This is a genomic window from Arthrobacter sp. BGA-UO-ETr-C19 (assembly GCF_059568005.1).
In genome coordinates, this window is the sequence record NZ_JCAQPC010000024.1 from 412,834 (window position 1) to 425,214 (window position 12,381).

The following is a 12,381-nucleotide window of genomic DNA, read 5'->3' on the forward strand; positions in this document are numbered from 1 at the left end:
TGGAGTCGCAGCGGCCCTGCCGTGTTCGTCTGGCCGTAGTCTATGACGAGGGTTAGCCGACCGGAGCCGGCTCACGCACCGTGATTGTCGGCGTCTTGGCGGAGGTTTTCACCGCCGTCGTAAAGCCGGGCTTGGAGCCTGTGACACTGACGCCGATCGCGTCTCCGGGAAGCATCGGCGTATAGGTGGTGCCGGTGGCCCCGGAAAGAGGCATTCCGTTGAGGTACCACTGGTACTTCAGAGTGACCGGCGCCGGCCCCCACGCCCCAGGAACAACCGTGAGGACCGATCCCGCTGTTGGCGAACCCGAGATGGTGGGCGCGGGCGCAGTCAGCACCCCGGCAGCCACCTTGACCGACATCGCGCTGGTCTTGGCAACCGTGGTGAATCCGGCCTTGGAACCCGTCACAGTCACCGTGAGGGTCTTGCCCAGCACCGCGGTTGTGGGCGTGTAGGTGCTTGCCGTGGCGCCCGTGATGGCAACGCCGTTCGCCTTCCACAGATACTTCAGGGTGACCGGAGCCGGACCCCAGCTGCCTGTTGCCGTGAGCGCGGACCCCACCCGGACGGCTCCGCTGATCACGGGAACCGGAGCGGTCAGGGTCCCGACGGCGACCCTCGCGGTGAGTGCCGACGTCTTGGCCGCCGTCGTGTAGCCCGCCTTTGCGCCGGTTACCGTCACGCTGATGGTCCTGCCGATCACGGCCGCAGCCGGCTTATAGGTGCTGGCGGTGGCGCCGGTGATGGCGACGCCGTTCGCCTTCCACTGGTACTTGAGGGTGACCGGAGCCGGACCCCAGGCGCCGGGGACCGCCGTCAGCGTGTAGCCCACCTTCGCGGTTCCCGTGATCTTGGGAACCGGTGCCGTCAGGGTTCCGACGGCGACCCTTGCGGTGAGTGCCGACGTCTTGGCCGCGGTGTTGTAGCCGGCCTTGCTGCCGGTGACCGTCACGCTGATAGTTTTCCCGACCACCGCCGACGACGGCTTGTATGTGCCAGCCGTGACGCCGGTGATGGCGACGCCGTTGGCCTTCCACTGGTACTTCAGGGTGACGGGTGCCGGCCCCCAGGTTCCCGGAGCGGCGGTCAGGGTGTAGCCCACCTTGGCCGTTCCGGTGATCCTGGGGGTCGGCGCGGTCAGGACGGGGTTGAGGGCCATGACCGTGCCGGTGGCGGCGGAGGTCTTGGTCGCCGTGGTGTATCCCGTCTTGGTGCCCGTCACGCTGAACGTCAGCGTCTTGCCCACCTGTGCCGCGGCCAGCTTGAACGTGGTGGCGGTGGCGCCGGTGATGGCGACGCCGTTGGCCTTCCACTGGTACTTCAGCGCGACTCCTGAGGGACCCCAGGTTCCGGGAGTCGCCGTCAGCGTGGAGCCCATCTTGGCCGTCCCCTTGACCGTTGGAGTGGGGGCGGTGAGGGTCTGCACAACTGCCGCGTAGGACAGGTCGTGCGTCGTGGCGCTGTTCCTGACAACGCTGACCTTCGTTGCCGTGGCCTCGGTGCCCTTGTTGCCCGAGTAGAGGTCTCCGCGTCCCGACAAGGCTCCGTGCACCTTGATGATGTAGCTGCCGGTGGTAAGACCCTTCAGGGTGTACTTGCCGGTGGCACTGGTTCCCGCGCTGCGGGTGACCAGCGAACCGTCCGGCGTGTAGGCCTGAATCAGGGCGTTGACTACCGGTTTGCTGGCCTTGTCCAGCACGGTGCCGGTCACGGAACCACCGGCTGTGAGGCTGGCGTTGACGTTCTGCACGGCCTGCCCGGAGGTTACCGGAATGGACTGTGCCTGCCCCGCACCAGCGGATTCCGGCTGGTTCTGGTAGTACTGCGCCTCGTCCTGGGTGAACCCGCTGGAGCGGTTGAACGCCACCTTGTAGGATCCCGCGGCGAGGCCGACCACGCTGTAGTTGCCGGCCACATCCGAGTAGCTGTTCTTGACCAGCTTGCCAGCTGCGTCCAGGACGCTGAGCAGGTAGCCGGGCTGGCCGCTTGCCCCGGAGACGTTGCCGCTGATGGTCGCCCCCGTAACAACCGTCATGTTCGCGCCAGCGACAGTTTGGCCCGTGGTCACCGCTATGGATTTGGCGGTGGCGGGTGTTGATCCTCCATACCAGAGGTCCTCGGCGCCGCTCTGGCCGCCGAGGAACCGCAGCTTGTAGGAGCCGGTCTCCAGTCCAATGATGCTGAAGGTGCCGTCCAGATTGACCCAACCGTAGACGGACGAATCATCGATGGTTCCGGTCTTCGTCGCGACGATTTGCGACGCATTCAGCCGGGTGCCCGCCGGAGCTGTGATCTTGCCGCTGATCACGCCGCCCTTGACGAGGGTGGCGTTGATGGCCGTGAGGGTCTGGCCGTCGGTGACCGTCACTGGAGTGGCCGTGGCCAGGGAAGTGGCCTTGTTGTGCCATTGCATCAGGGCGCCCGAATTGTAGCCGCCGAACTGCAGCTTATAGCTGCCGGCCGGGAGTCCGCGGAGCGCATAGGTTCCGTCGCTGTTGAGCTCGGTCGACATCACCGGGGAGTTGTCTGCAGCCTTGAAAATGGTGACGTTGACGTTGTAGTAGGTCACGCCGGCTGGAAGTGTGACCTTGCCGCTGATGGTTGCGCCCTTCGCCAGCGTGGCGTCGATGGCCACCTTGTCCTGGCCTGCTGCCAGGACGAGGGGTGTGGCCGCGGCCTGGGTCTGGACGTTGTTGTACCACTCATCCATCGCACCGGAGTTGTAGTTGGAGAATTTGACCTTGTACGTTCCGGCCGGGAGGCCCTTGACCTTGTACGTGCCGTCGGCGTTCACACTTGCATGCGTGCCGTACGGGCTTTCATCTCCGTTCGCGGACACCGTTACGCCCGACAGGGTTACCCCGGCCGGAACGGTGACTTTACCGCTGATGGTTGCACCCTTCACCAAGGTGGCGTTTATGCCGGTGACGTCCTGGCCCGCGGCTACGGGCAGGACGGTGGCCGTTTCACGTGAAGTGCCGTTCGCGTGCCACTGGTCCAGTGCCCCGGAGTTGTACCCCGAGAACTGGACGACGTAATTGCCCGCGGAGAGACCCGTGAGCTTGTAGCTGCCATCTGCCTGCACGCTTGAGTAAAGGGGATAGGACACAGGGTTGTTCGCGTTGTAGGCGTAGACGGACACTGCGGAAAGGTCTACACCGGCGGGTGCCGTGACTTTGCCGCTGATGGTCGCGCCCTTGACGAGTACGGTGTCGTCCAGAGCCAGCTCCTGGCTGGCGCTGGCTGTAATGACAGCCGCTGCATCTGATGTGGACGCGCCGCCGTACCACGTCTCGAATGCCCCGGAGCTGCCCGGGCTGAACTGGAGCTTGTACGATCCTGCTTTGAGGCCCGCAAATTGGTAGGAGCCGTCCGGGCTGACCTGTACTGCCCGTGCAAATGAAACGGTGTCCGCTTCGTAGAGGTACGCCCACACCCCGCCCAGGTCCACCCCTGCGGCGGAGGTGACGTTGCCGGTGATGGATGCGCCCTTCGCCAAAGCGGCGTTGATCCCGGCGCGGTCCTGGCCGGCCGTAACGGCTACCGGAGTGGCTGTTTCGAAGGACGAGGCACCGTCATACCAGTGTTCCATCAGAACGCTGTTCATCCCGAGGAACTGCACTTTGTAGCTACCGGAGTGAAGTCCATCCACCCTGTATGTGCCGTCGGCGTTTACTTGTGAGCTTCCGACGTAATTGGGGTTTGGACCAGCAGCCTCGTAGACCGTGGCTTGGACTGATGCGGGGTCGACTCCGGCGGGCGCGGTCACCGTGCCGCTGATCGAACCGCCAGTGACAAGGGTTGCGTTTATCCCGGTGCGGTCCTGGGCTGCCGTGACGACAACCTGGGTGGCTGCATCAGGTGTCGAAGCACCGGGATACCACTGTTGCAGCAGACCTCTGCCATAAGAGGAAAACTGAACTTTGTAACTGCCCGCCGGGAGGCCACGCAGGCTGTATGTTCCATCGGCGCTGGCGTAGGCCGTGCTTGCGCCGTTTCCGGCGCTGTCCAATGCCTCGACCCGTGTGCTGCTGGCGTCGAGCCCGGCCGGAACCGTAACTATGCCGCTGATGGACGCGCCCCGCAAGAGGGTGGCATTGATCCCGGTCAGATCCTGGCCGGCCGTCAACGTGACAGGCGTGGCAGTATCGAAGGACGTCGCCGCCGCATGCCACTGGGTAACCGCACCGGAGTTTCCGCCCGCAAACTGGATCTTGTAGCTGCCGGCAGGCAGGCCGCGGACTGTGTACGTGCCGTCCGGGTTAACCCAGCCGGTTGCCTGATACCACTCGTTCCCGGCCTTTTGGGCGGCAACGTTGACCGAACCGAGGTCCACACCTGCAGGGACAGTGATCCGGCCGCTGATGGTGGCAGCCTTGGCCATGCTGGCGTTAATTCCCGTGAGGCTTTCGCCTGACGCGACAGCGACAGGGGTGGCGGTTTCGAAGGACGAGGCCCCGGAGTACCACTGGTCCAGTGCGCCGGAGTTGTAACCGCCGAACTGGACCTTGTAGGCACCTGCCGGCAGTCCGTTGATGGTGTAGGTGCCGTCAGCGTTAACCTGGCTGTCGCCGGCGTTCGTGTATCCATCGGCTGTATATGCGTAGACACTTGTAGCGGCCGCATCAACGCCCGCTGGTGCCGTGATCTTTCCGCTGATGGAGGCGTCCGACAGGTCCACTGCGTTGGCCGGTGCCAACCCCGTGACTATCAGCGCCGAAAGTACTGACAATAACAATGCGATTCTTAAACGGAATCGCCCGCTCCTAACGAGCATTTTTATCCCCCCATGGGCCAGTCAACGGCGCGGCCGCCACTCTAAATTGTCAAAGAACGCCTCAGTCTAACTTTCCCGGCGAGTTTGTCCAACGAATGTGTAACGCCCATGGTTTATTTATTGCTTTCCCCGCCTGACCGAAAAGAGAGCGCGTCAGGCGGCTATTGTTGGTTAGGAACAATTTCGGGGGAAAGGCCGCAGGCGCGCATGGAACGAGTAATCTCCCGTCTTCCCGGGGCCTGCATCCTCCTGATGGCCGCCTCTCTCCTGGCCTTCCAGCCTGGCGGACTGTTCCGCTTCGTATGGGTCAAGCTCGTGGTGGTCATCCTCGCCGTAGTTGCCGGCCTGCTGTCGCCGGTTGGGGCGCGCCTCCCGCTGGCAGTGAAGGCAGTGGTGGCAGCCTGCGTGCTGTGGATCGCCGTCGCGATGCTGCTCTCCGACACGCCTCTTGCGAGTATCGGGGGCCGGTGGCCCCGTTATGAGGGCCTGCTGACACTGGCGGTGTACGTGGCGGTTTTCGCGGTGGGTGCAAAAATCCTCGGCGGTTCCGACGCGAGTCCGCGGCGCGCCCTACTCAGCCTGTCCCTGGCCGGTGCCGGCATCGCCCTGTTCGTCATAGCCGCGCTGGAAGGCGCTGGTCTGCGCCCTCTGGGCGGCGCTGAAGACGTAAGGCCGGGAGCGACGCTGGGCAACGCAACAGACCAAGGCCTGGCCGGCGTCGTGATTGCCGGTGTCCTGGCCGCGCAGGGCGAGCCGGACGGGACCTGGCAGGTTTGGCTGCGCCGCGCGGGTCTGCTGGCTGGCGCCGGAGTTGCCGTCCTTTCCGGATCCCGGGCTGCGCTGGCCGCGCTCCTGATCGTGGCTGTGTTCGCCGCCTTCACCTGGATGAAGGACAGGTCCTGGTCCGGGCCGAAAATCGCCGCCGGAGCCGCGGTCGCTGTGGCGGGCCTCGCCGTCGTCGTGCTTCTGGTGCCCGCTGCCCGGGACCGGCTGCTGTCCGCCGGAACGGTGGATGGACGGTGGCTGCTGTGGGGGAGGAGCCTCGGGCTGATCGCCGACCATCCAGTCTCGGGCGTGGGTCCGAGCGGATTCGTGGACGCGTTTCCCGAGTACCTTAACGGGGAATGGGCGCGGACTGTCGGCGACAGCTTTCCTGCGGACTCGCCCCACAGTTGGCCGCTGCAGTTGTTGGCTGCGGGTGGGGTTCCGCTGCTGGTGCTGGTTCTCGCTTTGATCGCCGTGTCAGTGCTGGTTCTGGTCCGCCGGTTGCTGGACACGCCGGTGGCGGCAGACCGCAGGTACCTCGCCGTGGTGCTGGTAACTGTCGCAGCCTACGCGCTGGCCCTGCTCACCCACTTCACCTCGATCGGTACCACGGGCCTTGTTGCCTTCCTGTGCGGAGGGCTGTTGGCGTCCGACGGCGGGAATCCTGGCGTAGCCGCCCGGAACCGGTTCTTCCCGGCCCTTGCTGCCGGCAAAATGCGGGCGGTTCCGCGACTGACGGGCGTAGTCCTGGCCCTCGCGGCACTGGCCGTTGCCGTTCCCGCCGCCATTGCGGAATGGCCCATGGGTGCCGGAGCCCGGGCGGCCGCTACGGGGAACAATGCCGGGGCGCAGCAGGCATTTGTGCAGGCCAGGCAGCTTCGACCATGGGACAGTGACACGGCACTGCTCGCAGCCCAGGCGTTCGCCGACCCGGCGACGGCGGGAGACCAGGAGGCGGCCCGGCGCGCCGTGGAATGGGGAAGGCTCGCCCGGGAACGGACGCCCGGTTCGCAGGAGGCGGGCACGGCCCTGGCTATCGGCTACCTTTACAGCGGCGACGTTCCGGCGGCCAGGGACCTGCTGGATGCCCTGGTCGCTGACGCCCCATATTCGACGGCGCTCTACGTCCACCGCGGTGTGGCGCAGTTCGGCCTGGGTCGTCCAGCCGAAGCCATCGCCGATCTTGAGCATGCGGCTTCGCTGGACCCGTCCCTGGAGACGCCGTGGCGTATTTTGGCGAATATCCATCAGCGGCTCGGCCACGCACAGGAGGCCTTGGCCGCGAGTCAGCGGGCAGATTCCCTGGCGGGGAATTAATACTCCACGATCCCGAGGCCGAGTAGCCATGAATTACCAAATACGTCCGCCCGCGATGGTGCTCAAGCTAAGAATGCCACAGGAAACCATCAAGATTGGCGCAGTTTTTTCTAATTTGGACCTTGCCGTAATTTGGGCGTGTTATTAGCGGTCCATTTTTTCGAGTCCGAACAATTCCCGAGGAATTCCACGCAATGGCCATTCTTTGGACGCTTGGCGACGACCAAAAACACTGGGACACCCGCCAGTAGCGTCGCGGTGCGCTCGCAGGCGCAGCCGGAAACAGGAATGACCCACGGCAAACACCAATGTGAAACGTTTTGGAAAACATCCTGGTGCAGGCTGGTGCCATCAACATTCCAATGGAGGGGACTGGCTGTGAACGAAGATGTGAAGCTTGAAGTGCAGTCCAGCGCGGAGCTGGAGGTGGGTGACGAGGTTGAGGCCTGGCACCGCGGGCGGCTGGCGCACCAGGGGACCGTGAGCAGCACGCTCCGGGACATCGACCTGTTCTGGATCATCGACGCCCGGACCGGCGCCCGCCGGCTTCTGGATCTTGAGCAGCTCAGCGTGCGGCGGATCCCGGCCGGAAAGGCGGCAAACGCCGTCGGGCATTTCACAGATGCCGGGCATTCCACAGATGCCGGGAAATTGACGTCCGACGCCGGGAACCCGGCTAACGCCGTCGCCAAGCCTGCCGCCCGGAGGCGGAGGCCTGTCAAGAGCCTGAGCCAGGTGGTCTTTATTGAGGCGCCGGCCACGCGGTAACCGGCCGCCGGCAAAACTCTAGGTCATGTTGCTGAACCGCTCCGCCTGCGTCTTGCTGCCCTGCACGATGATCTGGTCGTCGTCGTACAGGACGGTTTGCGCGGTGGTGTGGCCCCAGATGCCACCGGGGCGCTTCACCGCCACGATGGTGATGCCGTACTTGTCGCGCAGGCCCAGCACCCCGAGCGGACGGTCGCGGGCCTCGCTGGGCGGGCTGGTGCGGATCATCACGAAGTCGTCCTCGAACTCGACGTAGTCCAGCAGCGAGCCGCGGACCAGGTGGGCCACGCGCTTGCCCATGTCGTGCTCGGGGCGGATCACGTGGTCCACGCCGAGCTGGTTGAGGATCTCGGCGTGCGGCTCGCTGATGGCCTTGGCCCAGATCTGCGGCTTCTTGAACGTGAGCAGGCGCGACGTCGTCAGGATGCTCGCCTCGATGTCGCTGCCGATGCCCACCACGGCGCGGTCGAACTCGTGGACGGAGAGCTGGCGGAGCACCTCCTCCTTGGTGGAGTCCGCCCGGACCACGTGGGTGAGCCGGCCGTTGTAGGACTGCACGGTGTCCTCGCTGGAGTCGATGCCCAGCACCTCGGTGCCCTGCGCCTCAAGCTCCAGCGCCAGCGACCCGCCGAACCGGCCCAGTCCGATGACCACCACCGAATCCGCCTGTGCCGCGGATTCGGGTGAACGGGAGAAGAAGTTCTTAGCCAATGAGGGGCCTTTCCTTGGGGTACTCGTAAAGCAGCGGGCGTTCGCGGAGTGCCAGTGCGGCGCCCAGCGTCACGGGGCCGAGGCGGCCGATGAACATCAGCAGGATCAGTACCACCTGGCCCGCCGGCGGCATGGCGGCTGTGATGCCGGTGGACAGGCCCACCGTGGCGAACGCGGAGATCACCTCGAACAGGATCCGCTCCTGGCCGAAATCGGTGATGATCATGAGGAACATCGTTGAGCCCACCACTAGCCCGATGGCCAGCAGCACCACGGTTATCGCCTGCCGGTGCACTGCCCGGGAGAGGCGTTTGCCGAAGATGTTCACGGCCGTGCCGCCCTGCAGTTCCGTCAGAAGGATGAAGAACAGGACGCTGAAGGTGGTGATCTTCAGGCCGCCCGCGGTGCCGGCCGGGCCGCCGCCGATGAACATCAGGATGTCCATGCCCAGCCAGGACACCTCATGCATCTGCCCGATGTCGATGCTGTTGAACCCGGCCGTGCGGGTAATGACGGACTGGAAGAACCCGGCCAGGATGCGCTCGCCCGGCTTCAGCGCGCCGAGGGTGGCCGGGTTGGACCATTCGACGGCGGTGATGAAGACGGTGCCTGCGGTGAGGAGCACGGCGGTGCCCACCAGGACCAGCTTGGTGTTCATGCTCCAGTGGATGGGCCGCTGGTACTGCCGGCGCAGTTCGAACAGGACCGGGAAGCCGAGGCCGCCGATGATCACTGCGGCGGCGATGGGCAGGCAGATCCACGGGTCGCCGGCGAACCCGATGAGGTTGTCCGTGTGCAGCGCGAAACCGGCGTTGTTGAACGAGGACACCGCGTGGAAGACGCCGTGCCACAGGGCGCGCCCGGGCTCGTAGCCGTAGCCCGCGACCAGCCTGGCGGCCAGCATCCCCGCGAGCACAATCTCTACAGTGAGGCTGATGGTCAGCACCCCGAGCAGCACGCGGCGCACGTCGCCGAAGCCGGTGCTCTTTGTCTCCGCAGCCGCCGAGAGCCGTGAGCGCAACCCAAGCCGGCGGGCCATCAGCACCCCTAGCAACGTGCCGAAGGACATGACCCCGAACCCGCCGACCTGGATCAGCGTCATGATCACCACCTTGCCGAACCCGCTCCAGTACACCGGGGTATCGACGGTGATCAGCCCGGTGACGCACACGGACGAGGTGGAGGTGAACAGGGCATCGAGGAATGATGCGCCCCCGGGGCCGTTCCGTGAGATGGGCAGCATGAGCAGGATTGTGCCGACGGCGACTGCGGCGGCGAACCCGAGCACGATCACCTGGGCGGGGTGCTGGGGTGCGAAGACGTTGAGGATGCGCGGGAAGACTTTGGAGCCGCCGGGCCACAGTCCGGCGAAGCCGCGGCCCGTTCTTCCGGTCCTCCGGTCCGTCAGGTCCGCGGGCCGGGCCTTCGGGGCGGGAACGTCGCGCATACGCGTCACGCTACCACCGGGGTAATCCCTGGGGCCGGTGTGAAGGACGAGGCGTTAAGAAAGCGTTAAGATCCCCGGTTTTGGCGCTTTTCGGATTCCGGCCGGTGCTAGGCTCCCGTGGTCATCAGCAAACTGCCCATGTGAATCGAAGGACCCCGTGGCCACCTCAAGCACGCAAGGCCGTGTCCTGCCATGCTGACCGAAAGCGCCCCGTTGCTGTGGCTGATCCTCGGGATCGGCGTAACCGGCTACATGATCTACCGGCTCATCAGAGCAACGAAGTAGCCCCCGCCGTCGGACGCCTCTCCCGCGGTCCGACGGCGGGTAAGCCGTTCCCGCCGCTCTACAGCGGCCCGACGGCGAACCTTCCCCAAATCCAGAAAGACACTTCATGACCGCACCCGCCCAATACTCCGTTCCGGCCAGCGTGCCCAACCCCGAGCGGGAGAACGGCCCCGGCGGTGCGTTCACCCGATGGCTGCTGGAGCACAAGGTGCACCAGCCGGTGGGGCCGGAGTCCGCCGAGGGCACCGGGCACCAGCAGAGCTGGTGGAAGGTCATGTGCCTGACCGGCGTGGACTACTTCTCCACGCTGTCGTACCTCCCCGGCATCGCCGCGCTCGCCGCCGGGGCACTGTCGCCGCTGGCCACGCTGCTGATCGTGGCCCTGACGCTGCTGGGCATGCTGCCGATGTACCGGTGGGTGGCGCACGAGAGCCCGCACGGGCAGGGGTCCGTGGCCATGCTCGAGAACCTGCTGCCGTTCTGGCGCGGGAAGGTGTTCGTGCTGGTGCTGCTGGGGTTCGTGGCGACGTCGTGGATCATCACCATCACCCTGTCCGCCGCCGACGCCACTGTGCACATGCTGGAGAACCCGTACCTCCCGCCGTTCCTCGAGGGCCAGGCCATCCCCATCACCGTGGTGATGCTGCTGATCCTGGGCGGGGTGTTCCTGCTGGGCTTCTCCGAGGCGGTGGCCGTGGCCATTCCGCTGGTGGGCGTCTTTCTGCTGCTGAACGCGGTTATCATCGGCACCGGAATTTACGACGCCGTCACCCAGCCGGGTGCCGTCGCCGCCTGGATGGCTTCGCTTGGTTCGTTTGGCGGCGGTTTTGGGAACATCGCCGGGCCCGCGATCCTCGCGTTCCCGCTGCTGGTGCTGGGCCTCTCTGGCTTCGAAACCGGCGTCAGCATGATGCCCCTGGTGAAGGCTTCCGGTTCTTCCCCGGAAGAGATGCTGCGAAACCGGATCCGCAACACCCGCAAGCTCCTCACGACGGCGGCTGTGGTGATGAGCGTGTACCTGATCGGCAGCAGCTTTGTGACCACCGTGCTGATCCCGGCCGAGGCGTTCCAGGAGGGCGGGCCCGCCAACGGCCGTGCTTTGGCGTACCTGGCACATGAGCGGCTCGGCAACGGCTTCGGGTCCGTCTACGACGTCAGCAGCATCCTGATCCTGTGGTTCGCCGGCGCGTCCGCGATGGCCGGGCTGATCAACATCGTGCCCCGGTACCTTCCTTCCTATGGCATGGCTCCGGACTGGTCCCGCGCGGTGCGGCCCGTGGTCCTGGTGTACACGGCCATCAGCATCCTCATCACCATCGGCTTTAAGGCCGACGTCAACGCCCAGGCCGGCGCCTACGCCACCGGGATCCTGTTCATGATGGTCTCCGGCGCGGTGGCCGTGAGCATCTCCGCCGCGCGCAAGAAGAAACGCGGGGCCGCCGTCGGCTTCACCATCCTGACCCTCGTGATGCTCTACGCCCTGGTGGAGAACGTGATCGAGAAGCCGGACGGCATTGCGATCTCCGGGTTCTTCATCCTGGGCATCGTGGTGGTGTCCCTAGTGTCCCGTGTCTCGCGGACCACGGAGCTGCGGGTGGACCGGATCGAGTTCGACGAGGCCGCGCGCCGCTTTGTGACGGACACGATTGACTACGACGGGCGGATCAACATCATCGCCAACCGCCCGCAGGCCAGGGACGCCAAGGAGTATGCGGAGAAGGAGGCCGCACAGCGGGAGAACAACCCGGTGCCCGGCACTGCTGACGTGATGTTCCTGGAGATCGACGTCACGGACCCGTCGGGCTTCAGTGACGTGCTCACGGTGCGGGGCGTCGAGGTGGACGGGCACCGCGTCCTGCGCACCGAGAGCCCTGCCGCGCCCAACGCCATCGCCGCAATCCTGCTCGCCCTGCGCGACGCCACGGGAGTCCGGCCGCACGCGTACTTCGAGTGGGCAGAGGGCAACCCGCTGGCCCACCTGATGCGCTACCTGCTGCTGGGCCGCGGCGACACTGCCCCCGTGGTCCGCGAGATCATCCGCGAAAACGAGCCCGACCCCGCCCGCCGCCCCGGCATCCACGTCGGCTAACCCGCCCGCGGGTTCCTGACGCGTCCTCACCTCTCGTCGGGTTTGTCCTGACCCTTCCTCACGTTTGGTCGGGTTTGTCCTGACGCGTCCTCACGTTTGGTCGGGTTTTTCCTGACCCTCCCTCATCGCTGATCGAGCCTGTACAGGCTCAACCGGCGGCGCACGACATGTCCTGTTCACCGAGGCGTCAGCCGACAGTGGGCAAGCGTTAGCTGCTGGCGG

6 protein-coding genes are annotated in these 12,381 nt (G+C 65.7%); 3 read left to right on the top strand and 3 right to left on the bottom strand.

From position 1 onward, the window contains the following. Nucleotides 1-52 precede the first annotated feature (52 nt). On the bottom strand, nt 53-4,699 hold the full coding sequence (locus tag AC57BR_RS20855) for a beta strand repeat-containing protein (protein ID WP_496364066.1): 4,647 nt from the start codon (nt 4,697-4,699) through the stop codon (nt 53-55). 285 nt (nt 4,700-4,984) lie between these two features. Here AC57BR_RS20855 and AC57BR_RS20860 point away from each other — a divergent pair, with 285 nt between their 5' ends. Then, nucleotides 4,985-6,859 (top strand): O-antigen ligase family protein, encoded by a 1,875-nt coding sequence (locus AC57BR_RS20860; protein ID WP_496364068.1) that lies wholly within the window; start codon nt 4,985-4,987, stop codon nt 6,857-6,859. Between the two features lie 378 nt (nt 6,860-7,237). Beyond that, nucleotides 7,238-7,627, top strand: coding sequence for a hypothetical protein (locus tag AC57BR_RS20865; protein ID WP_496364070.1), 390 nt, complete (start codon nt 7,238-7,240; stop codon nt 7,625-7,627). Nucleotides 7,628-7,645: 18 nt separating this feature from the next. On the opposite strand, the gene AC57BR_RS20870 is transcribed toward AC57BR_RS20865, so the two are convergent. Continuing rightward, on the bottom strand, nt 7,646-8,338 hold the full coding sequence (locus AC57BR_RS20870; protein ID WP_496364072.1) for a potassium channel family protein: 693 nt from the start codon (nt 8,336-8,338) through the stop codon (nt 7,646-7,648). Next, nucleotides 8,331-9,785 carry a TrkH family potassium uptake protein gene (locus AC57BR_RS20875; protein ID WP_496364074.1) on the bottom strand — a complete coding sequence of 485 codons (1,455 nt, stop codon included), beginning with the start codon at nt 9,783-9,785 and terminating at the stop codon, nt 8,331-8,333. Before AC57BR_RS20875 ends, AC57BR_RS20870 begins: the two co-directional genes overlap by 8 nt. 391 nt (nt 9,786-10,176) lie before the next feature. Here AC57BR_RS20875 and AC57BR_RS20880 point away from each other — a divergent pair, with 391 nt between their 5' ends. Further along, nucleotides 10,177-12,159, top strand: a complete 1,983-nt coding sequence (locus AC57BR_RS20880; protein WP_496364076.1) for an APC family permease — start codon at nt 10,177-10,179, stop codon at nt 12,157-12,159. The last annotated feature ends 222 nt before the right edge of the window (nt 12,160-12,381 follow it).